Here is a 23,966-nt window from a genome sequence, read left to right on the forward strand (position 1 = left end):
CCCAAAGGGCTGAGGGAGTATAAGTCGCCCAAAATTTAACCTTGAAACCTTCAACACATTACCGTTATCCTTACCCTCGTTAAATTTCTCGTGCTGGAGTGCCCCCCAAAAATGAACAAACACGACTGATGAATTTCGATCCTTGCTAAACGCCACCGCGTCGGCAGGGGATGTTTTGATTTCATTCAGGAGTGCTTATGGCTCATTTAGCGCAGTCCCCTTCTTTTATTTTGCATCAGGTCACCTGTCAGTTTGCGACGGGGGATATCCTTTTTGGTCCGCTGAATCTTTCTCTGGAACCGTCTCTGTGCGCGCTGGTGGGCCGCAACGGCAGTGGGAAAACACGTCTGCTGCGCCTGCTGGCGGGGCTTGATGAACCCGCAAACGGGCATATCGAACGAACCGGAACACAGGTTTATGTGGCGCAGCAGCAGGATATTTTGCCACACACGACGCTGGCTGAATTGCTCGGGTACGAGGCAATCTTCGCGGCGCGAGCGCGTGTCGACAGCGGAGAGTATCAGCCTGACGATCTGGAAACGCTTGATGGCTTCTGGGATTTAGCAGAACGCCTGAGCGAGGCGTTTGCCCGGGCGAGACTGCCGCCGTTTGATCCGGATAAGCCTGCCGCTGAACTCAGCGGTGGCGAGCGTGTCCGCGCGTTGCTGTGCGGGGCGTTTACGGCGCAAGCGGATTATCTGCTGCTGGACGAACCCACTAACCACCTGGACCGGCAAGGCCGGACATGGTTCTACGACCAGCTTGCCCGTTATCAGGGCGGTGTACTGGTGGCCTCCCATGACCGTGAGCTGCTGGCGCAGGTGCCGCGTATTCTTGAACTGAGTGGCGCGGGTCTTCGCAGCTATGGCGGGAATTATGCGGATTATCAAACCCAGCGCGATGCTGAGCAACAGGCTGCCCGCGCGGCGCTGGAGCACGCGGCGACGGCGCGCAAACGTACCCGCGCGCGCATGCAGAAAGAGCATGACGACAGCCAGCGGCGGTCGGCAAAAACATTGCGCACTGTCGATACCCTCAATATCGCATCGTTCGAACGCGTCAAATATAAAGGCGCGGCAAAGGAACGTATTGGCAGCTGGAAAAAACAGCATAACGAGCAAAATGATGCCCTGAACGCTGCCGTAAACAAGGCGCGTGAGCGGGTAGAAGACGATAACCCGGTGATGTTTACCCTGCCGGGGAGTCAGATTCCGGAAGGAAAACAGGTGCTGGTGATGGAAAATCTGGTGCTGCCGCATGTGCCCGTTCCCCCACTCAACTGGCGGATGGATGGTCCGATGCGCGTGGCGTTAAAAGGACCAAACGGCTGCGGGAAGTCGACGCTGTTAAAAGCGATTCTCGGCGAAATCAGCCCGCGTTCAGGGACCTGCAACGTTTCCGTCAGCTGCGCTTATCTCGATCAACATCTGTCCCGGCTCGATCTCTCGCAGTCGGTCATGACCCACCTCAACCTGGGCAATACGCCCCTTGAAGAGGGGGTATTACGAACCCGTTTAGCACAGCTTCAGTTGGGGGCCGATAAAGTCGCGCTCCCGCTGGCGGAACTGAGCGGCGGTGAGCGTCTTAAGGCGGCACTGGCCTGCGTATTATGGCGTGCTGAGGCCACGCAGCTCCTGTTGCTGGATGAACCGACCAACCATCTGGATCTGGCCTCGGTTCAGGCCATTGAAGCGGCATTGGCCGGTTTTCCGGGAGCACTGCTGGTGGTGTCACACGATGACGCTTTTTTAAAAGGGTTAACGTTGTCGCACGAGATGATCTGGGAAGAGGCGGGCTGGCGTTGCGAAAGTCTTTAAACACAAGCCCCCGCGAAGGCGGGGGCGTTCAAACGTCACTACGCTATCTGTTTGCTGAGTGCAGGGTTGGCCTGAATCAGGCGCATCAGCTTTAACTCGGTTGGCGTGGGTCTCTCACGTTTTGACTCCCACTCCAGCACCATAGCTACGCTGACACCCATCGCTCTGGCGAATTCTTCTGTCTTCAGACCTGTCCCTTTGCGCAATTGCTCATATTCTGTAAAGGGATTGGCTTTTTGTTGCAGGGTAATCGTCTGCGGTACATCTTTAAAAATGATCTGTTCCAGACTGCTCAGCAGCTCAAACTCAGGATCTTTATATTCCATTGAGAACTCCTCTTAAATCTCACATCGTGATCAAGAACATCAGAGAGCCAATTAAGAATAGTCCCTAATACAAACCCAGGATCGTCACGGGTGTGATTAATCGTGCGGTAACGATCGCTTTATCCGATTCAGCTATATGGATAGTTATGCTAATTACCTGATTAACCATAAGGAGGGTCCGTCAGGTATTTTTTTGTAAATGATAAGAAATAAATCGGCAATAGGCGTTTTACATGAAAAGAGTATCTTGCAAGGCTGACCTGGACTATCCTTGTAAGCCGTCGGGCACGCGTGAGCCGGTGTGCGCTTTTTTGGGTGAAAGGAGTAATAAAATGGCGACAGGAAAGTCCTGCTCTCGCTGGTTTGCGCCTATTGCGGCGTTGTTGATGGTTGTTAGCCTGAGTGGGTGTTTTGATAAAGAAGGCGATCAGCGCAAAGCGTTTATCGATTTTCTGCAGAATACAGTGATGCGCAGCGGCGAGCGGTTACCGACGCTGACTGCGGATCAGAAAAAACAGTTTGGTCCCTTTGTGTCCGATTACGCCATTCTTTATGGGTATTCACAGCAGGTGAGCCAGGCGATGGATTCCGGTATCCGCCCGGTCGTGGATAGCGTAAACGCCATCCGCGTTCCACAGGATTATGTGACTCAGCGTGAACCGCTGCGCCAGTCCAACGGTGCGCTCGGCGTGCTGAGCCAGCAGCTACAGAATGCGAAAATGCAGGCTGATGCATCACGTTCTGCGCTGAAGCAGGGTGACGATCTCAAACCGGTCTTTGACAAAGTGTATGAGAAAGTGGTGACCAAACCGTCTGAAGCACTGCAACCGCTGATTCCGGCCGCGCAAATTTTCACGCAGCAGCTGGTTCAGGTGGGTGACTTTATCGCCCAGCAGGACACTCAGGTGAGCTTTGTTGCCAACGGCATCCAGTTCCCGACTTCGCAGCAGGCAAGTCAGTACAATACGCTGATTGGGCCACTGGCCTCCCAGCATCAGGCCTTTAGCCAGGCATGGAGTGCCGCCGTCACGGCCACAGAATAAACCGAAAAAACCCCGCGTCAGGCGGGGTTTTTTTTATGCATTGCGAAAATAACGCTTGTCATTCCTCTACCACATCGGTATAACTATTCCCGTCGGTTTGTTACACAGACCTAAAGCAGTTTAGTAAAGCAGTCCAGATTGTTATCCATAGATACCCTTCGTTGTGACCCTTCCTTCATCGCTTAAAAATCTGTAACGCAATCCATCAAGCCGGAAGGCACAATATATTTGTTAATTAAGGTAATTCTATGTCTGCTAAAATGACTGGTCTGGTAAAATGGTTCAACGCTGATAAAGGTTTCGGCTTCATCACTCCTGACGATGGCTCAAAAGACGTGTTCGTACACTTCTCTGCTATCCAGAACGATGGCTACAAATCTCTGGACGAAGGTCAGAAAGTGTCCTTCACCATCGAAAGCGGCGCTAAAGGCCCAGCAGCTGGTAACGTTGTAAGCCTGTAAGCTTCCAACCCAGTAGCACAAAATTCAAAAACCCGCCTTCTGGCGGGTTTTTTCGTTTCTACTGTTGGATCTGCGGGTTAACGCAGTTTTTATCCACTTTTCCACCCAGCGCGGCAATCAGGTTGTCCACTGCGGTAGCCGCCATGTTGTAGCGTGTCTCGTGCGTGGCAGAGCCGATGTGGGGCAGGGCGACGACGTTTGGCATTTTCAGCAGTGGAGAATCCACCGGCAGTGGCTCCTGCTCAAACACGTCCAGACCGGCGGCGTGGATCTCGCCATTTTGCAGGGCTTTAATGAGCGCCTGCTCATCCACCACCGGGCCACGACCCGCGTTGATAAAAATGGCGGATTTCTTCATTTTTTCAAATGCGGATTTGCCAATCAGGTGACGTGTTTCATCCGTCAACGGCAGGATCAGGCAGACAAAATCGGCTTCCTGCAACAGCGTATCCAGCTCACAGTAACGCGCGTTAAAACGTTCTTCCGCTTCATCGTGGTGACGGCGCGCGTTGTACAGTATCGGCATGTTGAAACCAAAATGCGCGCGCTGTGCCAGCGCCAGCCCGATACGTCCCATACCCACGATGCCCAGCGTTTTTCCGTGAACATCCACGCCGAACCAGTCCGGGCCAATGCTTTTTGTCCATTCGCCTGCTTTAACGCGCTCGGCCACTTCAACCACGCGACGGGCGGTGCTGAGCACCAGCGCCATCAGCGTGTCGGCCACGGTTTCCGTCAGGGCATGCGGCGTGTGCATCAGCAGGATTTTGCGGGCGCTCAGGGCATCCACGTCGAAGTTGTCATAACCTACTGAAACAGTTGAAGTAGCACGAAGCTTCGGCATTTTCTCCAGCAGGGCGATGTCCACTTTCTCGCTTGAACCCAGCAGGCCTTCGGCGCTGGCGAACGCATCGGCATGCTGTGCCACGGTCTCCGGACTCAGGTTTTTCACCTGCGTGACGGTGAAGTGCTCTTCCAGGCGTTTCTGCAGATCTTCCGGCAGTGCTTTATACAAAATGACGGACGGCTTCATGCTAATCTCCGTTGATTTTTAAGGATTCAGGCGTGGCGTGCGCCGACGGGGTGCTGTTGATTATTAGCAGGCTTAACAATCAGAGTAAGCCACACGGAGGCAAAAAGCGCCACCCCCATAAAGATGTACGATGCGGATGGGCTGCCGGTGGCTCCGTTCAGGTAACCAACAAACCAGGAGCCGCAGAACGAACCCAGCGCGCCCATGCTGTTAATTAATGCCATGGCACCGCCCGCCACGTTACGCGGCAGCATCTCCGGGATGATGGCAAAGAATGGACCGTACGGGGCGTACATGGCGGCACCGGCAATGACCAACAGGGTATAAGAGGCCCAGAAGTGATTCGCGCCCACGGCCCAGGAGCCGATGAAGGCAAAAGCAGCAATCAGCAGCAGCGGCCAGACGAACACCTTACGGTTTTGCAGCTTATCCGACGCCCAGGAGGCGACGATCATGGCGATGGTCGCAGCCAGATACGGTACGGACGAGAGCCAGCCCACTTCAACCATGCCGAGATTCTCACCGCCGCTGCGGATGATCGACGGCAGCCACAGCACAAAACCGTACACGCCGATACTCCAGGTAAAATACTGCGCGCAGAGCAGGATCACGTTACGGGAGCGGAAGGCTTCACCGTAGTTACGTACCGCCTTCAGACCCTGCTGCTCTTTATCCAGCTGCGCCTGGAGCGCCGCTTTTTCATCTTCGGAAAGCCATTTCGCCTGGGCAGGTTTATCTTTCACCAGCACCCACCAGCAGAAGGCCCAAATCACTGCCGGAACCCCTTCGATGATGAACATCTCGCGCCAGCCGAAGGACTGGATCAGGTAGCCGGAGACCACCGACATCCACAGTACGGTGACCGGGTTACCGAGGATCAGGAAAGTATTCGCGCGTGAGCGTTCAGATTTGGTAAACCAGTTGCTGATGTAAATCAGCATCGCGGGCATGACCGCCGCCTCAACGACGCCAAGGATAAAGCGAATGGCGGCCAGGGCAGGAATATTGTTCACCACGCCGGTAAGTGACGCACAGGCGCCCCACAGGATCAGACAGATGAAGATCAGCTTACGCACGCTGCGGCGTTCGGCGTAAATAGCACCGGGGATCTGGAAGAAGAAATACCCCAGGAAGAAGAGGGCGCCCAACAGGGATGAGACGCCCTTAGTGATCCCGAGGTCTTCGGTGATCCCAGCCGCGGATGCGAAACTGAAGTTGGCACGATCAAGGTACGCCAGGCTGTACGTGATAAACACGATTGGCATGATGTACCACCAGCGTTTTACTGCATTGGTCGAACTGTTCATAGGCTTGCCTCTGTTGTTGAGGTTGTTACCGCCGTTGCCTGTAGGGTACACGGTGGTTTAATTATTGGGTGCGGCCTGTTGCCCTCACCCTAGCCCTCTCCCACGGGGAGAGGGAATTTACATGCCGAGCTGTCCTCGTGTCGGTAATCCTTCGCTGTCGCCCTGCACCTGAATGGCCAGTGAGCCAATCTTGTTGCCTCGTGCAACCGCCTGCTGCAGCGGTTTGCCTTCCAGCAGCGCGCTAATGACGCCCACGGCAAAGCCATCGCCCGCGCCGACGGTGTCGACGACATTCTCGACCTTCACCGCCGCGACCGCGCCTTGCTCGCCTTCGGCTGTTTTAAACCATGCGCCATCGGCGCCGGTTTTCAGCACCACCGCTTTTACCCCTTTATTCAGGTAGAAGTCAGCAATGCCTTCCAGTGTATTTTCGCCGGTCAGGATCATCCCTTCTTTCAGGCCCGGCAGAACCCAGTCCGCCCTGAATGCCAGCCGGTTAAGCTTCTCGATCATTTCCGCTTCGCTTTTCCACAGCACCGGGCGCAAATTTGGATCGAAAGAGATCGTTTTGCCCAGCGACTTCATGGTCGTTGCCGCATGATCCAGCAGCGAATACGAGCTGGCAGAGAGTGCCGCCGCCACGCCGCTCAGGTGCAAATGGCGCGCGGAGGCAAAATAATCGGCGTGGTAATCTTCTACGGAGAGATGGCTGGCGGCCGACCCTTTGCGGAAATACTCCACGATGGGATCGGTTCCATTTTCAACTTTAGACTTAAGCTGAAAGCCGGTGGGGAAGCGTCCGTCGAGCGTGACGCCTGCGGCATCAATCCCCTCTTTTTTCAGCGAATCGAGAACGAAGTGGCCAAAGCTGTCATCGCCCACGCGGCTGACCCAGCCGACGTTCAGGCCCAGACGCGCCAGGCCGGTTGCGACGTTCAGCTCTGCGCCCGCCACGCGTTTGATAAAGTGCTCTACCGCGCTCAGCTCGCCCGTTTCGGTGGCGACAAACATCGCCATGGCTTCGCCAATCGTGATGACATCCAGCGTCTTGTGCATGATTTACTCCTCGCGCAGCAGGTTGACGTAATGGCGGGTAACGGCGGTTAAATCCGCCCCTTCCAGCGGGAACTCGATACCGCGCGGGGCATCGGCAGGCAGCTGGCCAAGCAGATCCAGCCAGCGGGAATCGGCACCATCCGGCGCGACGGCGCGGAAGTTATCTTTATGCGGAACGGCGGCTTTAACGTGGATATAGCTCACGGCAGGCGCCAGATGACGCGCGGCCTCTTCCGGGGAGTCACCGACCCACAGCCAGTTGCCCATGTCAAAGGTCAGCGTGACGGGAAGCGCCCTTTCGCGACAGGCGGCCTGAAAGCGTTGCATCGGTGCAAGCTGGCCGCAGTCGGTCTGATCGTTTTCCACAACCAGCGCTATACCGCTGGTATTGAGCAGAGTACGTAAGGCATCGAGAGGCTGCGTGTCGCTAAAATGGCCCAGGGAAACCTTCAGCCATAGCGCGTTCAGGGTGCTGGCTTCAGAGAGATACCGCGGTAGATCCGGGTTGAGGATGCCATCGGGCATAAACAGGGCGGCAGGTGCTGAGTAACACGCCAGCAGGCCCAGAAGCTCAATGGACTCACCGAGCGCAGGCAGCGCCAGTAACTCTTCGCTATTGAGCAGCTCGCGGCGGATCTCCACGCCGTCGGCGCCTGCACCCGCAATAACGGGAAGCATCGCCCGCTGACCGCCCGCCTGTCGCACCTGCTCCGCGCCATACGCGGCGGTGACCACCATGATTTTCCTGCCCATCTTCGGACTCCATCGCAACATATCAATACTATTACGCTAGATGGAACCGGTTCCAAAGAAAAGCTCAGGATGTTGAATTTATGATCGCTATCACAAGGGGAAATTAACGTGCGGTGGAGCCGCGGACGATCAGCTCGCCGGAGAAGACCTGCTCGCGTACGGCCTCACTGGTGCCTTCAATACGACGAACCACTTGTTCTACAGCAGCATAGCCAATCTGCCAGGTGGGCTGTTTGAGGGTGGTAATGCCGACGCCAGCCAGCTCCGCCCACTCCAGTTCATCAAATCCCAGCAGACCGATATCGCTGCCCCAGTGCAGGCCAATGCGCTTAAGCGAGCGGGCAACCTGCAGGGTTAGTGCCCCGTTGGCGGAGATAACGGCTTTGCGCATCCCGCGATGGCGCGTGTGGAACTGGCGTAGGGTATTGTCGAGCCGATCGGCTTCGTGAAGCGGGGTTTCGGCATTTTCGGCGATCACGCCAGGATAACGCGCCAGCGTGGCACGAAATGCAGCCAGCCGATCGCGTCGGGTATTTACCATGCCCAGCGGTTCGCTCAGAAAGAGAATCGCCTCGAAACCTTGTTCAATCAGATGCTCGGTCGCGGTCGTGGCAGCCTGGGTGTTATCCAGCCCGACCACATCGCAGGCGAATTCCGGGATTTTACGGTCGATGAGGACCATGGGCAGGGAGGATTGCTGCAGACGGTTCAGCCCCTCTTCACGCATGCCCACCGCGTTGACCACAATCCCTTCCACCTGGTAGCTGCGCAGCAGATCGAGATAGTGCAACTCCTGGTCGACCTCATTGTTGGTATTACAGACCAGAGGCGTAAAACCTTTTTCGCGGCAGGCGGCTTCGATACCGCTGAGCACGTTTACAGAGTAGGGGTTAGTGATATCCGCGATGATAAGTCCGATAAGGCGGGTGCGGCCACGTTTGAGCCCGCGGGCCATCAGGCTGGGGCGGTAGTCGAGATCGGCAATAGCCTGTTCAATACGCGCCAGCAATGCATCGGACAATAGATGTTTCTCGCCGTTAAGGTAGCGCGAAATGCTGGTTTTACCGGTTCTGGCGGCTTTCGCCACGTCGCTGATGGTGGCCCGGGCTGGTTTGCTCATCGCTGATTTCCCTGAATTTAGTGAGAATACCTTAACGGGAAAATCGGACGAATCAAGTAATTTGCCCGGTGGCGCTGCGCTTACCTGGGGTGCGGGCTGGTGCCCTCACCCCAACCCTCTCCCACGGGAGAGGGAGAAATGCGATTACTGAATTGGACTCAACGTAATCTCTACGCGACGGTTCTGCGCTTTACCTTCCGCCGTGCTGTTGCTGGCGATAGGGTTGGCAGGGCCCATGCCGCTGGTGCGGATGCGGTTCGCTTCCACACCCTGGGCGATCAGCGAGCTGGCAACGGAATCCGCGCGCTGCTGTGACAGACGCATGTTCAGATCCTGGCTGCCGGTGCTGTCGGTGTAGCCAATCACGTTCACGGCGGTCTTGTTGTACTCTTTCAGCACCATCGCCACGCCGGTCAGCGTGTTCGCACCCGCTGGTTTCAGCGTTGCGCTGCTGCTGTCAAAGGTCACGTTGTTCGGCATGTTCAGAATGATGTTATCGCCGCTGCGCGTCACGCTTACGCCGGTTCCCTTCATTTTGTCACGCAGTTTTGCTTCCTGTACATCCATGTAATAGCCGACGCCGCCGCCCAGTGCTGCCCCCGCCGCTGCGCCAATCAGCGCGCCTTTACCGCGGTCTTTTTTGGAGGAGGAGAGTGCTCCAACGCCTGCGCCGACCAGCGAGCCGATACCTGCGCCGATGCCGGATTTACCCGCTTCGCGCTCACCGGTGTAAGGGTTGGTTGTGCAGCCAGAAACAGCCAGTGCACCGCTCACCAGAGCGGCAATAACGAGTACGCGTTTTTTCATCTTCTTTCCTTAATCCTTTTTATTCTTTGCCACGGCGTGCGTGGCAGTTGATTATGACGTCCAGATACGGAGAAAATTCCGGGTATAACTCTGAAATTTGTGACAAACCATAAACGGCCTCAGCAAGAAGGCCGTAAAACCTGCACGCAACCAGGAGCGCACGCTTGAGCACCTCAACGAAAACCATTCTGACCGCCGCCCACTGGGGGCCGATGCTGGTCGAAACCGATGGCGAAAATGTTTTGTCGTCCCGCGGGGCACTGCCAACACAACATCCCAACTCTTTACAGACCGTCGTTCGCGATCAGGTGCATAGCAAAACGCGCGTGCGCTGGCCGATGGTGCGTAAAGGTTTTCTGGCTTCGCCGGACAAGCCGCAGGGTATTCGCGGCCAGGATGAGTTTGTTCGCGTGAGCTGGGATGACGCGCTGGCGTTGATCCACGCCCAGCATAAGCGCATCCGCGAACGTTACGGCCCATCGTCCATTTTTGCCGGATCTTACGGCTGGCGTTCGAACGGCGTGCTGCATAAGGCGTCGACGCTGCTGCAGCGTTACATGAGCCTGGCGGGCGGTTATACCGGACATCTGGGAGATTATTCCACTGGCGCTGCGCAGGCGATCATGCCGTACGTGGTCGGCGGCAACGAAGTTTACCAGCAGCAGACCAGTTGGCCGCTGGTGCTGGCGCATACCGATGTGGTGGTGCTCTGGAGTGCCAACCCGCTTAACACGTTGAAAATTGCCTGGAATGCCAGTGACGAGCAGGGCATTGGATATTTCGACGCGCTGCGCAAAAGCGGCAAGCGCATCATCTGCATTGACCCGATGCGCTCTGAAACCATGGATTTCTTCGGCGACAGCGCCGAGTGGATTGCGCCGCATATGGGCACCGACGTGGCAATGATGCTGGGTATCGCCCATACGCTGGTGGAGAACGACTGGCACGACAGTGACTTCCTCACCCGCTGCACCTCCGGCTTTGACCAATTTGCCGACTATCTCACGGGGCAATCCGACGGGGTGGCTAAAACCGCAGAATGGGCGGCAGGAATTTGTGGTGTTTCTGCTGACAAAATTCGCGAACTGGCCGCGTTATTCCATGACAACACCACGATGTTAATGTCCGGCTGGGGGATGCAGCGCCAGCAGTTTGGCGAGCAGAAGCACTGGATGCTGGTCACGCTTGCCGCCATGCTCGGGCAGATCGGTACGCCGGGCGGCGGTTTTGGTCTCTCCTATCATTTTGCCAACGGCGGAAACCCAACGCGCAAAGCGGCGGTGCTGGCTTCTCTGCAAGGTTCGGTGGCAGGCGGCGTGGATGCCGTGGATAAAATCCCGGTGGCGCGAATCATTGAAGCCCTGGAAAACCCGGGCGGTTTTTATCAGCACAACGGTCTGGACCGCCATTTCCCGGATATTAAATTTATCTGGTGGGCGGGCGGGGCGAACTTCACGCACCATCAGGATACCAATCGCCTGATCCGCGCCTGGCAAAAGCCGGAGCTGGTGGTGATTTCCGAGTGCTTCTGGACCGCTTCGGCCAAACATGCGGATATTGTGCTCCCGGCGACCACGTCGTTTGAGCGTAACGATCTCACCATGACCGGCGATTACAGCAACCAGCATATGGTACCGATGAAGCGCGTTGTGGCGCCGCGCGATGAAGCACGTGATGATTTTAACGTGTTTGCTGAACTGAGCGAGCGGTGGGAAGCGGGCGGTCGCGAACGTTTTACCGAAGGGAAAACGGATCTGCAATGGCTGGAGACGTTTTACCAGATCGCCGGGCAGCGCGGTGCGGCGCAGGGCGTAACGCTGCCGCCATTTTCTGCGTTTTGGGAAGCGAACCAGTTGATCGAAATGCCGGAAAGCGAACAGAACGCGCAGTTCGTCCGTTTCGCTGATTTCCGCCGCGACCCGGAGAACCATCCGCTGAAAACCGAGAGCGGCAAGATTGTGATCTACAGCGAGCGCATCGCCAGCTTTGGCTATGCCGATTGCCCGCCACACCCTTCCTGGCTGGAGCCGGACGAGTGGCACGGCAACGCCCAGCCGGAGCAGCTGCAGGTGTTATCTGCTCATCCCGCACATCGTCTGCACAGCCAGCTTAACTACTCCTCACTGCGTGAGCAGTATGCGGTCGCCGGGCGAGAGCCGCTCACGCTGAATACCCATGACGCTAAAGCCCGCGGGATTGCGGACGGCGATGTGGTGCGCGTCTGGAATCATCGTGGTCAGGTGCTGGCAGGGGCGGTGGTCAGCGACGGGATTAAACCGGGCGTGATCTGTATTCACCAGGGCGCATGGCCCGATCTTGAGCCTGCCGAGGGGGGGATCTGTAAAAACGGGGCGGTTAACGTGCTGACCAAAGATCTCCCCAGCTCGAAGCTGGGGAACGGTTGTGCAGGGAATACGGCGCTGGCCTGGGTCGAGAAATACCAGGGGCCTGAGCTTACCTTAACGGCGTTTGATCCGCCTGCCAGCTCATAATCCAGGTCGGGTGCTGGGTATCGTCCTGCCAGGCGCTGTCTTCGATGCGAAAGCCCTGTGCATGATAGAAATTCACCGCCCGGACGTTTTTCTGATAGACCTCCAGGCTTAAATGCGGGAAGCGCTGTTGAACATGGTTCAGCAGCGCGCGTCCAATACCTTGCCCGATATATGTTGGCCTGACGAACAGCGCCCCCACAAACTGCGACTGTATAATGCTAATAAAACCACGCAGCGTACCGTCCTCTTCCCACACCCAGGTTTCCGCTGCAGGGAGGTAGACCTCCCGCACCATGGCTTCGTTCTCCTTCCAGTAGCTTGCGCTGATGAACGGGTGCGCTTCGGTGGTGCTTTCAAGCCACAGGCTCAGGAGCGGATCGGCATTGTCACTTTGCCACTTGCGGATCATGTTGCCTCCCCGGATGACAGAAGCAGCCGGTAACATGGTCATTGACCAGGCCACAGGCCTGCATAAAGGCGTAGCAGATGGTGGAGCCGACAAACTTAAAGCCGCGCTTTTTGAGGGCCTTAGAGAGCGCGTCCGACTCCGGCGTGGAGGCCGGGATCTCCGCCAGCGAGGTGGCCTGAGTGAGCTGCGGCGTGTTATTCACAAACGACCAGACAAACTCAGAGAAGGGCTCGCCGTTTTGCTCCATCGCCAGGTAAGCGCGGGCATTGCCGATGATGGCCTGGATCTTACCGCGATGGCGGATGATGCCAGCATCCTGCACCAGGCGTTCTACGTCTTCATCGGTCATGGCGGCGACGGCGACGGGGTCGAACTGGTGGAAGGCGTTGCGGTAGTTTTCACGTTTCTTCAGTACCGTTATCCATGACAATCCCGCCTGCTGTCCCTCAAGGCAGATCATCTCAAAGAGTTTTCTGCCCTCCGTCTCCGGCACGCCCCATTCCCGATCGTGATAGTCGATATAAAGCTGATCCTGGCTTACCCAACCGCAACGTTCCATCCGTTATCTCCCTTACTGATGCTGATTTCGCAAAATTTTCATTCCGTCTGTCTTGACGTGCCTGGTATAAAGACAATAGTTAATACAGGGCTATATGCCCGCTAAACACTTCCTGAATAACGACAAATATCGCCGAACTCGGCTCTCTCTGGGGTCGCTTTGATGATGATAAAAAAAATCAGTGGTCGCCATGCTGTTTCTGGCCTGGTGGGGATTTCAGCCTGCCTGTTGTTTTGTCATACAGCGTCTGCCTGGCAACAGGAATATATCGTTTCAGACGCCCAAAATAATACGGCGGAACGCTATACATGGGACGCGGATCACCAACCGCGTTATGAAGATATTCTTGCTGAGCGTATTCAGTCTTCGCAAAATTTGCCTGGGCTTGCCCTGGCTGTTCCCTCAGGTGCCACCACGGACGCGGCGATGAGCCTGGGATGGAATTTTCCGGTTTCAGCGCGGATCACCACCGGTCCGGTGATGTCCTGGCGGTATGACGGTTCGACGCCGATGATGATCAATGAGTTTGGCGATAGCGCGACGACGCAGACGCTCGCCGATCCGCTCTGGCATGCCAGCGTGAGCACGCTAGGCTGGCGCGTAAATACTCAGTACGGCGATCTTCGTCCCTGGGCGCAGGTGAGCTATAACCAGCAGTTTGGTGAAAACCAGTGGAAATCGCAGTTTGGCATGCCGCAAACGCCGGCCCCTGCTCAAAACGGTAACTGGATGGATGTCACTGTTGGAACGGATATGCCTTTTAATACGCACATGGCGGCGTATGCGTCGCTGGCTCAGGGGGAACGCACCACGACCGGTGAAGAGTTTCTCTATACCCTGGGGGTGAGCGCGAATTTTTAATGTTGTTACTTTTTTAAACGTAGCGATAACATCTCGAAAACAATAATCACAGGCTTTACAGCGATAGCAGGTACTAACCTGCTGTCGCTTTGTTCCCCGGCAAGGTCATTCATTCCCGATTCCAGGCATTTCATTCCGTTCCTCCTGCATTTCATGCCGTTTTACCCCATCACTGATAGGGTTTTGTTTATCGTTGCCCTCAGCGAATTCTTCTAATTTCTGTTGCAGGACAACGGCCATGAACACATCAACTTATAACCGTACGCGTTGGCTCACGCTCTTTGGCACCATCGTCACCCAGTTCGCGCTGGGATCGGTCTATACCTGGAGTCTGTTTAACAGTGCGCTTTCCGACAAACTTGGCGCACCGGTCAGCCAGGTGGCGTTTTCTTTTGGTCTGCTGAGCCTGGGACTGGCGATCTCGTCTTCCGTCGCGGGCAAGCTGCAGGAGCGTTTTGGCGTGAAGCGCGTGACCATGGCGTCCGGCATTTTGCTCGGTCTGGGCTTCTTCCTGACGGCGCATTCCAGCAACCTGATGATGCTGTGGCTGAGTGCTGGCGTCCTGGTGGGCCTGGCAGACGGTGCGGGCTATCTGCTGACGCTGTCGAACTGCGTGAAGTGGTTCCCGGAGCGTAAGGGGTTAATCTCCGCCTTTGCCATTGGTTCTTATGGCCTGGGCAGCCTCGGCTTTAAGTTTATTGATGCCCATCTGCTGGCGTCCGTTGGCCTCGAAAAGACCTTCATGATCTGGGGTGCCATCGTGCTGGTGATGATTCTGTTCGGTGCCACGCTGATGAAAGATGCCCCGCAGCAGGAAGTGAAATCCGTTAACGGCGTGGTGGAGAACGACTTTACGCTGGCGCAGTCCATGCGCAAACCGCAGTACTGGATGCTGGCGGTGATGTTCCTGACGGCCTGCATGAGCGGTCTGTACGTCATTGGCGTGGCGAAAGATATCGCCCAGGGAATGGTGAAACTGGATGCGGCAACCGCGGCGAATGCGGTGACGGTTATTTCCATCGCCAACCTGTCTGGTCGCCTGGTCCTCGGGATCTTGTCCGACAAGATTGCCCGTATCCGCGTCATTACTATAGGGCAGGTGGTCTCTCTGGTGGGGATGGCGGCGTTACTGTTCGCCCCGCTGAATGAAGCGACATTCTTTGCAGCAATTGCCTGCGTGGCCTTTAACTTTGGCGGCACCATTACCGTCTTCCCGTCGCTGGTAAGCGAGTTCTTTGGGCTGAATAACCTGGCGAAAAACTACGGGGTTATCTATCTCGGCTTTGGGATCGGCAGTATCTGCGGCTCGCTGATTGCCTCGCTATTCGGCGGGTTCTACGTGACCTTCTGCGTGATATTTGCTTTGCTGATTATTTCGCTGGCACTGTCCACGACGATTCGTCAGCCGCAGCGCGAAATATTTAAAGAAGTTCATGCATAATCACGACGAGAAAGGCCGGTAATTCGGCCTTTTTATTTTTCTTAAGACTGGAAAAAAAGCGATATTGTCTGTTTTGGGATTTGCTTTTTTGTAAATAACTGTACCGATCACACTCTCTTTTGCCACTTTTCCTCTTCCCTGTGGTCTACTTATCACGCTTGTAGACGTTTCATTGAACGATCCCCTGAGCGTATGTCTAATCTGCCCACTTTTTAATCGAGATGGGCGGCGGTACTGTCCCTTTTTCCGGGTAGCTTGCATGAAATACATTAAATCGATGGCGCAACAAAAGCTCTGCTTTTTGCTGGCGTTGTACATCGGCCTGTTTATGAATGGCGCAGTTTTTTTCCGTCGGTTTGACGGTTATGCGCATGATTTTACCGTCTGGAAAGGAATTGCAGCGGTTGTCGAATTGGTCGCTGCAGTACTGGTTACCTTCTTCTTATTCCGTATTCTTACTCTGTTTGGCCGTCGCGTGTGGCGAGTGCTGGCAACGTTTATCGTACTGTGCTCGGCGGGGGCCAGCTATTACATGACCTTTATGAACGTCGTCATTGGATACGGCATTATTGCCTCGGTGATGACGACGGATATCGATCTCTCTAAAGAAGTCGTTGGATTGCACTTTATTCTGTGGGTGGCGGCGGTCAGCGCTTTACCGTTGCTGCTCATCTGGAGTAATCGCTGCCGGTATACGCTGGTTCACCAGATCCGCACGCCGGGAAAACGTTTCAGAAGCGTCGCGGTGGTGCTGCTAGCCGGTTTGATGGTCTGGGGGCCAATTCGCCTGCTTGAGGTGAAGCAGAAGAATGATGAGCGCACCTCTGGCGTGGATTTGCCTAGCTACGGCGGTGTGGTCGCCAACTCGTATTTACCGTCTAACTGGATCTCTGCGCTGGGGTTATATGCGTGGGCGCAGGTTGATGAGTCTTCTGATAATAAGTCGCTGATGAACCCGGCGAAGAAGTTTACCTATGTTCCGCCAAAAGATATCGATGATACCTATATCGTCTTTATTATTGGGGAAACCACACGCTGGGATCACATGGGGATTCTGGGCTATGACCGCGATACAACGCCAAAACTGGCGCAAGAGAAAAACCTGATTGCTTATCGCGGCTACTCCTGTGATACCGCCACCAAGCTCTCCTTACGTTGCATGTTCGTACGTGAAGGGGGTGCGAGTGATAACCCGCAGCGTACGCTGAAAGAGCAAAACGTCTTCTCGGTGCTTCATCAGCTTGGGTTTACGTCTGACCTGTATGCGATGCAGAGCGAAATGTGGTTCTACAGCAACACCATGGCGCAGAACATTTCTTACCGCGAGCAGATTGGCGCAGAGCCGCGTAACCGCGGTAAGCCTGTCGATGACATGCTGCTGATTGATGAGATGAAGTTGTCTCTCAACGGTAATCCTAATGGGAAGCACATGATTATCTTGCATACCAAAGGGTCGCACTTTAACTACACGCAACGCTACCCGCGTAGCTTTGCGAAATGGACGCCGGAATGTGTCGGGGTGGATAAGGACTGCACCAAAGATCAACTTATTAACTCCTACGATAACTCCGTGACGTATGTGGATCACTTTATTGATACGGTGATTGACCAGGTGCGTGATAAGAAAGCGATTGTGTTCTATGCGGCGGACCACGGTGAATCCATCAATGAATACGAGCATCTGCACGGCACACCCCGTAAAATGGCGCCGCCGGAGCAGTTCCGTGTCCCTATGATGGTGTGGATGTCTGACAAATATCTGGAAAACCCTGACAAAGCCGCAATGTTTGCTCATCTGAAAAAAGAGGCGGAGATGAAGGTGCCACGTCGCCACGTTGAACTGTACGACACCATTATGGGTTGTCTCGGCTATACCTCACCAAATGGTGGAATTAACGAAAACAACAACTGGTGTAAACTCCCTGATAGCACCGCAAAAGCCGCGCATTAGCGGCTCTGGCGAGAATATCGCCAGTTGAATGGCTTTTTGAAAATAAGGGATTGACGGGGGCGCACCTCAGCAGTAAGATGCGCTCCGCATTCGGCGAGTAGCGCAGCTTGGTAGCGCAACTGGTTTGGGACCAGTGGGTCGGAGGTTCGAATCCTCTCTCGCCGACCACATTCTGAAAAGGGCTAACCGCAAGGTTAGCCCTTTTTGCATTATGACCTTAGCCCGCCAGAGTCACCAAAACGCCCCTTATCCTGGCTTCTCCCTGCCTGTTAACGATTTTGTGACATAATCCATTGTATTTTTTTATATATAGATTGATCTTTTTTCGCGTTGCTTATGGATAACCTCAGCATTTTTCGCTGTGCGTTTTAACGTTCGCGGTATTTAGTGCTCAGATAATCACCATTCTGCAAGAAAATTTACCCATTCTGAATAAAAGTTAATCACTGATTGTTGCGAAATATGTAGATATTTGTGCTGCAAGATGGCGAGTAGCATAAATTTCCCTGCTGAAAACTGGCATACATAGTTTTTTTAATCTTTGTTTGCGGTTTCTCACACTCCACGTAAATCCCCGTCACCTGTATTGACGTTTTCACATTCTGTTGACAGATTGTAGGGCATGAGGGGCATTTCAGGGACGATCTGCGCTGCAACTCAAACGCTCTTCTGAAAGGATTCTCCATCCCTTTACTGCCTTCGGGCACCACCGACCGGACCGGGTAAAAAATAAATAAAGGTCTGGCGGCGTAACACAACAAAGCAAAACATCACATTGGAGCAGAATAATGAGTATTTCCTTGAAGAAGTCAGGGATGCTGAAGCTTGGTCTGAGCCTGGTGGCTATGACCGTGGCAGCAAGCGTACAGGCAAAAACCCTGGTTTACTGTTCTGAAGGCTCGCCGGAAGGCTTTAACCCACAGCTCTTTACCTCTGGCACGACGTACGACGCAAGCTCTGTACCGATCTATAACCGTCTGGTTGAATTCAAAACCGGCACCACCGAAGTGATTCCGGGTCTGGCTGAGAAGTGGGACGTCAGCGAAGACGGTAAGACCTATACCTTCCACCTGCGTCAGGGCGTGAAGTGGCAGGACAGCAAAGAATTTAAACCAACGCGTGACTTTAACGCCGACGACGTTGTGTTCTCCTTCGACCGTCAGAAAAATGCCCAGAACCCGTACCACAAAGTGTCGGGCGGTAGCTATGAGTACTTCGAAGGGATGGGTCTGCCTGACCTGATCTCAGAAGTGAAAAAAGTGGACGATAAAACCGTGCAGTTCGTGCTGACGCGTCCGGAAGCGCCATTCCTGGCTGACCTGGCCATGGACTTCGCCTCTATTCTCTCTAAAGAGTATGCGGACAACATGCTGAAAGCCGGCACGCCTGAGAAAGTGGACCTGAACCCAATCGGTACCGGCCCGTTCCAGCTGCTGCAGTACCAGAAAGACTCCCGTATTCTGTATAAAGCCTTCCCGGGCTACTGGGGCACCAAGCCGCAGATTGACCGTCTGGTCTTCTCCATCACGCCTGATGCGTCCGTGCGTTATGCAAAACTGCAGAAAAACGAATGCCAGGTGATGCCATACCCGAACCCGGCTGACATCGCGCGCATGAAGCAGGATAAGAACATTAACCTGCTGGAACAGGCGGGCCTGAACGTGGGCTACCTCTCCTTCAACACCGAGAAGAAACCGTTTGATGACGTGAAGGTGCGTCAGGCGCTGACCTACGCGGTGAACAAAGAAGCGATCATCAAAGCCGTTTACCAGGGCGCAGGCGTTGCAGCCAAGAACCTGATCCCACCAACTATGTGGGGCTATAACGATGACGTTAAAGACTACAGCTACGATCCTGAGAAAGCGAAAGCGCTGCTGAAAGAAGCGGGCCAGGATAAAGGCTTCACCGTTGAGCTGTGGGCGATGCCGGTACAGCGTCCGTACAACCCGAACGCACGCCGTATGGCGGAAATGGTTCAGGCTGACTGGGCGAAAGTTGGTGTACAGGCCAAGATCGTGACCTACGAGTGGGGCGAGTACCTGAAGCGCGCCAAAGCGGGTGAGCACCAGGCGGTGATGATGGGCTGGACCGGTGACAACGGGGATCCGGACAACTTCTTCGCTACCCTGTTCAGCTGCGCGGCGGCGAAAGACGGTTCTAACTACTCTCGCTGGTGCTACAAGCCGTTTGAAGACCTGATCCAGCCGGCGCGTGCGACCGACGATCACAACAAACGTATTGAGCTGTACAAGCAAGCGCAGGTTGTTATGCACGATCAGGCTCCGGCGCTGATTGTTGCTCACTCCACCGTGTATGAGCCAGTGCGTAAAGAAGTGAAGGGCTATGTGGTTGATCCACTGGGCAAACACCACTTCGAAAACGTATCGGTTGAATAATTAAAAGCAACGCCAGGCGGCGTTGCGCTTGCACTGGCCTACGGCATGTAGGCCGGGTAAGCGTAGCGCCACCCGGCAGCAGTGCTTTATTTCCTCTCTGAAAGGAGAGGGAATAAGATTTGTGAGCAATACAGACGTCACGCCACTGGTCGTGCGTCATCAGAGAGAATCCGGGTTATGTTGCAGTTCATCCTCCGACGTCTGGGACTTGTTATCCCGACGTTTATCGGTATCACCCTTCTCACTTTTGCCTTCGTCCATATGATCCCCGGCGACCCGGTAATGATTATGGCGGGCGAGCGTGGTATCTCCCCTGAACGTCATGCGCAGCTTCTGGCTGAACTCGGCCTCGATAAGCCGATGTGGCAGCAGTACCTCCATTATATCTGGGGCGTGTTGCACGGTGACTTAGGGATTTCGCTAAAAAGCCGTCTTCCGGTGTGGGACGAGTTCGTGCCGCGTTTTAAAGCGACACTGGAGCTTGGCGTCTGCGCCATGATTTTCGCCACTGCGGTGGGTATTCCAGTTGGGGTACTGGCTGCCGTTAAACGTGGCTCAATTTTCGACCACACCGCTGTTGGCCTGGCGCTGACCGGCTACTCCATGCCTATCTTCTGGTGGGGCATGATGCTGATTATGCTGGTTTCGGTGCAGCTTAACCTGACGCCCGTCTCCGGGCGCGTCAGCGATATGGTTTTCCTCGATGACACCAATCCGTTGACCGGCTTTATGCTGATTGATACGGCTATCTGGGGTGAAGAGGGGAACTTCATCGATGCCGTCGCGCATATGATCCTGCCAGCCATGGTGCTGGGCACTATCCCTCTGGCGGTGATTGTGCGTATGACCCGTTCCTCCATGCTGGAAGTGCTGGGCGAAGATTACATCCGTACCGCACGCGCCAAAGGGTTAACCCGTATGCGCGTCATCATCGTACATGCGCTGCGTAACGCCATGCTGCCGGTGGTGACCGTTATTGGTCTTCAGGTGGGTACGCTGCTGGCAGGGGCTATCCTGACCGAAACCATCTTCTCCTGGCCCGGCCTCGGACGCTGGCTGATTGATGCGCTGCAACGCCGTGATTATCCGGTCGTGCAGGGCGGGGTGCTACTGGTCGCGACGATGATTATCCTCGTCAACCTGCTGGTCGATTTGCTGTACGGCGTGGTGAACCCGCGTATTCGTCATAAGAAGTAAGGGGCCATCATGTCACACGTTTCTGAAAACAAAGTGGTTGCTGCACCGGTTCCAATGACACCGCTGCAGGAGTTCTGGCACTACTTCAAGCGCAATAAAGGTGCGGTAGTAGGGCTGGTGTATGTCGCAATCATGATCCTGATTGCGGTGTTTGCGAACTTCCTCGCACCTTATAACCCTGCGGATCAGTTCCGCGATGCGCTGCTTGCACCTCCTGCGTGGCAGGATGGCGGTAGCCTGGCGCACCTGCTGGGTACCGATGATGTAGGCCGCGATGTGCTTTCGCGTCTGATGTACGGCGCGCGTCTGTCGCTGCTGGTTGGCTGCCTGGTGGTGGTTCTGTCCCTGATTATGGGGATTGTGCTTGGTCTGGTGGCGGGTTACTTCGGCGGCATCGTCGATAACATCATTATGCGTGTTGTCGACATCATGCTGGCGCTGCCAAGCCTGCTGCTGGCGCTGGTGCTGGTGGCGATCTTCGGTCCGTCTATCGGTAACGCCGCGCTGGCGTTGACCTTCGTGGCGCTTCCTCACTACGTGCGTTTAACCCGTGCGGCGGTGCTGGTGGAAGTGAACCGCGACTACGTCACCGCGTCTCGCGTGGCGGGGGCGGGGGCGATGCGCCAGATGTTCGTCAATATCTTCCCGAACTGCCTTGCGCCGTTGATTGTTCAGGCGTCGCTCGGTTTCTCAAACGCCATTCTTGATATGGCCGCTCTTGGCTTCCTGGGCATGGGTGCGCAGCCGCCAACACCGGAGTGGGGCACGATGCTCTCCGACGTGTTGCAGTTCGCACAAAGCGCCTGGTGGGTTGTCACCTTCCCGGGTCTGGCAATCCTGCTGACGGTGCTGGCATTTAACCTGATGGGTGATGGCCTGCGTGATGCGCTTGATCCCAAACTGAAGCAGTAAGAGGCACGAGATGGCGTTATTAAATGTAGATCAATTATCGGTGCACTTCGGAGACGTTGGCGCTGAGTTTCGCGCCGTGGACCGCATCAGCTACAGCGTAAATCAGGGCGAAGTGGTGGGTATTGTCGGGGAATCCGGTTCCGGTAAGTCGGTGAGCTCACTGGCGATTATGGGGCTTATCGATTATCCCGGCCGCGTGATGGCGGAAAACCTGCAATTCAATGGTCAGGATCTGAAGCGCATTTCCGAAAAACAGCGCCGCCAGCTGGTGGGCGCGGAAGTGGCGATGATTTTCCAGGACCCGATGACCAGCCTGAACCCGTGTTACACCGTCGGCTTCCAGATTATGGAAGCGATAAAGGTGCATCAGGGCGGTAATAAGAAAACCCGTCGCCAGCGCGCGATCGATCTGCTGAATCAGGTGGGTATTCCTGACCCGGCATCGCGTCTGGACGTCTACCCGCACCAGCTCTCTGGCGGGATGAGCCAGCGCGTGATGATCGCGATGGCGATTGCCTGTCGGCCAAAACTGCTGATTGCGGATGAACCGACGACGGCGCTGGACGTGACCATTCAGGCGCAAATCATCGAACTGCTGCTGGAGTTGCAGCAGCAGGAAAATATGGCGCTGGTCCTGATTACGCATGACCTGGCGCTGGTGGCCGAAGCGGCGCACAAAATCATCGTGATGTATGCAGGCCAGGTCGTCGAGACCGGAAGTTCGCACGATATCTTCCGCGCACCGCGTCACCCTTATACGCAGGCTCTGCTGCGTGCGCTGCCGGAGTTTGCCCAGGATAAAGCGCGCCTGGCGTCACTGCCGGGTGTGGTGCCGGGTAAATATGACCGTCCGCAGGGCTGTCTGCTTAACCCGCGCTGTCCGTATGCGACGGACAAATGCCGGGCGGAGGAGCCAGAGCTGAACCAGCTTGCTGACGGCCGTCAGTCGAAATGCCACTACCCACTCGATGATGCCGGGAGGCCAACACTATGAGTACGCAACAGGCCACCACGCAACAACCGCTGTTGCAGGCCATCGACCTGAAAAAACACTACCCGGTGAAGAAGGGGATTTTTGCCCCTGAGCGCCTGGTGAAAGCGCTGGACGGCGTCTCCTTTACCCTCGAACGCGGCAAAACGCTGGCGGTGGTTGGGGAGTCGGGCTGTGGTAAATCTACGCTGGGCCGTCTGTTGACGATGATTGAAGTCCCGACCGGCGGTGAACTTTATTATCAGGGGCAGGATCTGCTCAAACACGATCCTCAGGCGCAGAAGTTGCGTCGCCAGAAAATCCAGATTGTGTTCCAGAACCCGTACGGTTCTCTGAACCCGCGTAAAAAAGTGGGACAGATTCTGGAAGAGCCGCTGCTCATTAACAGTAATCTGAGCAAAGAGCAGCGCCGCGAAAAAGCGCTGGCGATGATGGCGAAGGTCGGCCTGAAAACCGAGCATTATGACCGCTACCCGCATATGTTCTCCGGCGGCCAGCGTCAGCGTATTGCCATCGCCCGCGGCCTGATGCTCGACCCGGACGTGGTGATTGCCGATGAGCCCGTCTCCGCGCTCGACGTTTCCGTGCGTGCGCAGGTGCTGAACCTGATGATGGATCTCCAGCAGGAACTGGGACTCTCTTACGTGTTCATCTCCCACGATCTGTCGGTTGTCGAACACATTGCGGATGAAGTGATGGTGATGTACCTGGGGCGCTGCGTGGAGAAGGGGAGCAAAGACCAGATCTTTACTAACCCGCGTCACCCGTATACCCAGGCCCTGCTGTCTGCGACGCCGCGTCTCAACCCGGACGATCGCCGTGAGCGTATTAAGCTGACGGGTGAGTTGCCAAGCCCGCTGAATCCGCCTCCTGGGTGTGCATTTAACGCCCGCTGCAGTCGCCGCTTTGGTCCCTGCACGCAGCTGCAGCCGCAGCTGAAGGATTATGGTGGTCAACTGGTCGCCTGTTTCGCGGTCGATCAGGATGAAAATGGCGAGAAGCCACATGCATAAAGAAAAAAACCGGCGTTAAGC

General features: G+C 55.5%; 22 protein-coding genes and 1 tRNA gene. 13 read left to right on the top strand and 10 right to left on the bottom strand.

The window, feature by feature from the left end; all coding sequences use genetic code 11:
* Positions 1-197: 197 nt before the first annotated feature.
* Positions 198-1,817 carry an ABC-F family ATP-binding cassette domain-containing protein gene (locus L3068_RS00765; RefSeq protein ID WP_063434247.1) on the top strand — a complete coding sequence of 540 codons (1,620 nt, stop codon included), beginning with the start codon at positions 198-200 and terminating at the stop codon, positions 1,815-1,817.
* Between the two features lie 38 nt (positions 1,818-1,855).
* On the opposite strand, the gene L3068_RS00770 is transcribed toward L3068_RS00765, so the two are convergent.
* Positions 1,856-2,143 (bottom strand): HTH-type transcriptional regulator, encoded by a 288-nt coding sequence (locus tag L3068_RS00770; protein WP_014882043.1) that lies wholly within the window; start codon positions 2,141-2,143, stop codon positions 1,856-1,858.
* 332 nt (positions 2,144-2,475) lie between these two features.
* Here L3068_RS00770 and L3068_RS00775 point away from each other — a divergent pair, with 332 nt between their 5' ends.
* On the top strand, positions 2,476-3,186 hold the full coding sequence (locus tag L3068_RS00775) for a DUF3053 domain-containing protein (protein WP_014882044.1): 711 nt from the start codon (positions 2,476-2,478) through the stop codon (positions 3,184-3,186).
* 248 nt (positions 3,187-3,434) lie between these two features.
* The gene (gene cspE, locus L3068_RS00780) at positions 3,435-3,647 is read left to right on the top strand and encodes a transcription antiterminator/RNA stability regulator CspE (RefSeq protein ID WP_003860775.1); all 213 of its coding nucleotides are present in this window, start codon (positions 3,435-3,437) and stop codon (positions 3,645-3,647) included.
* A 58-nt stretch (positions 3,648-3,705) separates the two neighbouring features.
* On the opposite strand, the gene ghrB is transcribed toward cspE, so the two are convergent.
* From ghrB to L3068_RS00810, 6 genes are all read right to left on the bottom strand, one after another.
* Entirely contained in the window at positions 3,706-4,680 is a 975-nt protein-coding gene (gene ghrB / locus L3068_RS00785; protein WP_117581970.1) for a glyoxylate/hydroxypyruvate reductase GhrB, read from the bottom strand.
* Positions 4,681-4,706: 26 nt separating this feature from the next.
* Positions 4,707-5,987 carry an MFS transporter gene (locus tag L3068_RS00790; RefSeq protein WP_023331751.1) on the bottom strand — a complete coding sequence of 427 codons (1,281 nt, stop codon included), beginning with the start codon at positions 5,985-5,987 and terminating at the stop codon, positions 4,707-4,709.
* 117 nt (positions 5,988-6,104) lie between these two features.
* On the bottom strand, positions 6,105-7,043 hold the full coding sequence (locus L3068_RS00795) for a sugar kinase (RefSeq protein ID WP_087529156.1): 939 nt from the start codon (positions 7,041-7,043) through the stop codon (positions 6,105-6,107).
* 3 nt (positions 7,044-7,046) lie between these two features.
* Positions 7,047-7,796 carry a sugar phosphate isomerase/epimerase family protein gene (locus L3068_RS00800; RefSeq protein ID WP_117581968.1) on the bottom strand — a complete coding sequence of 250 codons (750 nt, stop codon included), beginning with the start codon at positions 7,794-7,796 and terminating at the stop codon, positions 7,047-7,049.
* Positions 7,797-7,899: 103 nt separating this feature from the next.
* Positions 7,900-8,916: a LacI family DNA-binding transcriptional regulator gene (locus L3068_RS00805; protein ID WP_023336574.1), complete on the bottom strand. Its 1,017-nt coding sequence runs from the start codon at positions 8,914-8,916 to the stop codon at positions 7,900-7,902.
* Between the two features lie 144 nt (positions 8,917-9,060).
* Positions 9,061-9,723: an OmpA family lipoprotein gene (locus tag L3068_RS00810; RefSeq protein ID WP_010426241.1), complete on the bottom strand. Its 663-nt coding sequence runs from the start codon at positions 9,721-9,723 to the stop codon at positions 9,061-9,063.
* A gap of 212 nt (positions 9,724-9,935) precedes the next feature.
* Between L3068_RS00810 and L3068_RS00815 the strand changes: the two genes are divergently transcribed.
* Positions 9,936-12,215 carry a molybdopterin guanine dinucleotide-containing S/N-oxide reductase gene (locus tag L3068_RS00815; protein ID WP_232947940.1) on the top strand — a complete coding sequence of 760 codons (2,280 nt, stop codon included), beginning with the start codon at positions 9,936-9,938 and terminating at the stop codon, positions 12,213-12,215.
* On the opposite strand, the gene L3068_RS00820 is transcribed toward L3068_RS00815, so the two are convergent.
* Entirely contained in the window at positions 12,178-12,624 is a 447-nt protein-coding gene (locus tag L3068_RS00820) for an N-acetyltransferase (protein WP_117581964.1), read from the bottom strand. The genes L3068_RS00815 and L3068_RS00820 overlap by 38 nt on opposite strands.
* The gene (gene tag / locus L3068_RS00825) at positions 12,602-13,183 is read right to left on the bottom strand and encodes a DNA-3-methyladenine glycosylase I (protein WP_023338921.1); all 582 of its coding nucleotides are present in this window, start codon (positions 13,181-13,183) and stop codon (positions 12,602-12,604) included. The genes L3068_RS00820 and tag overlap by 23 nt, the downstream gene beginning before the upstream one ends.
* 162 nt (positions 13,184-13,345) lie before the next feature.
* Here tag and L3068_RS00830 point away from each other — a divergent pair, with 162 nt between their 5' ends.
* A complete protein-coding gene (locus L3068_RS00830; RefSeq protein WP_014882053.1) occupies positions 13,346-14,044 on the top strand; it encodes an autotransporter domain-containing protein in 699 nt (232 codons plus the stop codon).
* Positions 14,045-14,049: 5 nt separating this feature from the next.
* On the opposite strand, the gene L3068_RS25260 is transcribed toward L3068_RS00830, so the two are convergent.
* The gene (locus L3068_RS25260) at positions 14,050-14,178 is read right to left on the bottom strand and encodes a hypothetical protein (RefSeq protein WP_256452205.1); all 129 of its coding nucleotides are present in this window, start codon (positions 14,176-14,178) and stop codon (positions 14,050-14,052) included.
* A gap of 104 nt (positions 14,179-14,282) precedes the next feature.
* On the opposite strand from L3068_RS25260, the gene L3068_RS00835 reads away from it, so the two are divergent.
* The 8 genes from L3068_RS00835 (at position 14,283) to dppF (ending at position 23,945) form a co-directional block, all read left to right on the top strand.
* Complete coding sequence (locus tag L3068_RS00835) at positions 14,283-15,485, top strand: L-lactate MFS transporter (RefSeq protein ID WP_047026815.1); 1,203 nt, start codon at positions 14,283-14,285, stop codon at positions 15,483-15,485.
* A gap of 259 nt (positions 15,486-15,744) precedes the next feature.
* Positions 15,745-17,436, top strand: coding sequence for a kdo(2)-lipid A phosphoethanolamine 7''-transferase (gene eptB / locus L3068_RS00840; protein WP_117581962.1), 1,692 nt, complete (start codon positions 15,745-15,747; stop codon positions 17,434-17,436).
* Between the two features lie 91 nt (positions 17,437-17,527).
* A tRNA-Pro gene (locus L3068_RS00845) sits at positions 17,528-17,604 on the top strand.
* 620 nt (positions 17,605-18,224) lie between these two features.
* Positions 18,225-19,832, top strand: coding sequence for a dipeptide ABC transporter periplasmic-binding protein DppA (dppA, locus tag L3068_RS00850; RefSeq protein ID WP_014882056.1), 1,608 nt, complete (start codon positions 18,225-18,227; stop codon positions 19,830-19,832).
* Positions 19,833-20,009: 177 nt separating this feature from the next.
* Positions 20,010-21,029 carry a dipeptide ABC transporter permease DppB gene (gene dppB, locus L3068_RS00855; RefSeq protein WP_014882057.1) on the top strand — a complete coding sequence of 340 codons (1,020 nt, stop codon included), beginning with the start codon at positions 20,010-20,012 and terminating at the stop codon, positions 21,027-21,029.
* Positions 21,030-21,038: 9 nt separating this feature from the next.
* Positions 21,039-21,941: a dipeptide ABC transporter permease DppC gene (gene dppC, locus L3068_RS00860; RefSeq protein WP_014882058.1), complete on the top strand. Its 903-nt coding sequence runs from the start codon at positions 21,039-21,041 to the stop codon at positions 21,939-21,941.
* A gap of 10 nt (positions 21,942-21,951) precedes the next feature.
* Positions 21,952-22,935: a dipeptide ABC transporter ATP-binding protein gene (dppD, locus tag L3068_RS00865; protein ID WP_047343748.1), complete on the top strand. Its 984-nt coding sequence runs from the start codon at positions 21,952-21,954 to the stop codon at positions 22,933-22,935.
* On the top strand, positions 22,932-23,945 hold the full coding sequence (gene dppF / locus L3068_RS00870) for a dipeptide ABC transporter ATP-binding subunit DppF (RefSeq protein WP_023331759.1): 1,014 nt from the start codon (positions 22,932-22,934) through the stop codon (positions 23,943-23,945). Before dppD ends, dppF begins: the two co-directional genes overlap by 4 nt.
* The last annotated feature ends 21 nt before the right edge of the window (positions 23,946-23,966 follow it).

The sequence above is a fragment of the Enterobacter cloacae complex sp. ECL414 genome (genome assembly GCF_021869685.1).
In the GTDB taxonomy this organism is placed as follows: domain Bacteria; phylum Pseudomonadota; class Gammaproteobacteria; order Enterobacterales; family Enterobacteriaceae; genus Enterobacter; species Enterobacter kobei.

Excerpts from the sequence above, each read along its gene's own strand:
- L3068_RS00765 (WP_063434247.1), top strand. The coding sequence starts at position 198 with ATGGCTCATTTAGCGCAGTCCCCTTCTTTTATTTTGCATCAGGTCACC.
- L3068_RS00770 (WP_014882043.1), bottom strand. The coding sequence starts at position 2,143 with ATGGAATATAAAGATCCTGAGTTTGAGCTGCTGAGCAGTCTGGAACAG.
- L3068_RS00775 (WP_014882044.1), top strand. The coding sequence starts at position 2,476 with ATGGCGACAGGAAAGTCCTGCTCTCGCTGGTTTGCGCCTATTGCGGCG.
- cspE (WP_003860775.1), top strand. The coding sequence starts at position 3,435 with ATGTCTGCTAAAATGACTGGTCTGGTAAAATGGTTCAACGCTGATAAA.
- ghrB (WP_117581970.1), bottom strand. The coding sequence starts at position 4,680 with ATGAAGCCGTCCGTCATTTTGTATAAAGCACTGCCGGAAGATCTGCAG.
- L3068_RS00790 (WP_023331751.1), bottom strand. The coding sequence starts at position 5,987 with ATGAACAGTTCGACCAATGCAGTAAAACGCTGGTGGTACATCATGCCA.
- L3068_RS00795 (WP_087529156.1), bottom strand. The coding sequence starts at position 7,043 with ATGCACAAGACGCTGGATGTCATCACGATTGGCGAAGCCATGGCGATG.
- L3068_RS00800 (WP_117581968.1), bottom strand. The coding sequence starts at position 7,796 with ATGGGCAGGAAAATCATGGTGGTCACCGCCGCGTATGGCGCGGAGCAG.
- L3068_RS00805 (WP_023336574.1), bottom strand. The coding sequence starts at position 8,916 with ATGAGCAAACCAGCCCGGGCCACCATCAGCGACGTGGCGAAAGCCGCC.
- L3068_RS00810 (WP_010426241.1), bottom strand. The coding sequence starts at position 9,723 with ATGAAAAAACGCGTACTCGTTATTGCCGCTCTGGTGAGCGGTGCACTG.
- L3068_RS00815 (WP_232947940.1), top strand. The coding sequence starts at position 9,936 with ATGCTGGTCGAAACCGATGGCGAAAATGTTTTGTCGTCCCGCGGGGCA.
- L3068_RS00820 (WP_117581964.1), bottom strand. The coding sequence starts at position 12,624 with ATGATCCGCAAGTGGCAAAGTGACAATGCCGATCCGCTCCTGAGCCTG.
- tag (WP_023338921.1), bottom strand. The coding sequence starts at position 13,183 with ATGGAACGTTGCGGTTGGGTAAGCCAGGATCAGCTTTATATCGACTAT.
- L3068_RS00830 (WP_014882053.1), top strand. The coding sequence starts at position 13,346 with ATGATGATAAAAAAAATCAGTGGTCGCCATGCTGTTTCTGGCCTGGTG.
- L3068_RS25260 (WP_256452205.1), bottom strand. The coding sequence starts at position 14,178 with ATGAAATGCCTGGAATCGGGAATGAATGACCTTGCCGGGGAACAAAGC.
- L3068_RS00835 (WP_047026815.1), top strand. The coding sequence starts at position 14,283 with ATGAACACATCAACTTATAACCGTACGCGTTGGCTCACGCTCTTTGGC.
- eptB (WP_117581962.1), top strand. The coding sequence starts at position 15,745 with ATGAAATACATTAAATCGATGGCGCAACAAAAGCTCTGCTTTTTGCTG.
- dppA (WP_014882056.1), top strand. The coding sequence starts at position 18,225 with ATGAGTATTTCCTTGAAGAAGTCAGGGATGCTGAAGCTTGGTCTGAGC.
- dppB (WP_014882057.1), top strand. The coding sequence starts at position 20,010 with ATGTTGCAGTTCATCCTCCGACGTCTGGGACTTGTTATCCCGACGTTT.
- dppC (WP_014882058.1), top strand. The coding sequence starts at position 21,039 with ATGTCACACGTTTCTGAAAACAAAGTGGTTGCTGCACCGGTTCCAATG.
- dppD (WP_047343748.1), top strand. The coding sequence starts at position 21,952 with ATGGCGTTATTAAATGTAGATCAATTATCGGTGCACTTCGGAGACGTT.
- dppF (WP_023331759.1), top strand. The coding sequence starts at position 22,932 with ATGAGTACGCAACAGGCCACCACGCAACAACCGCTGTTGCAGGCCATC.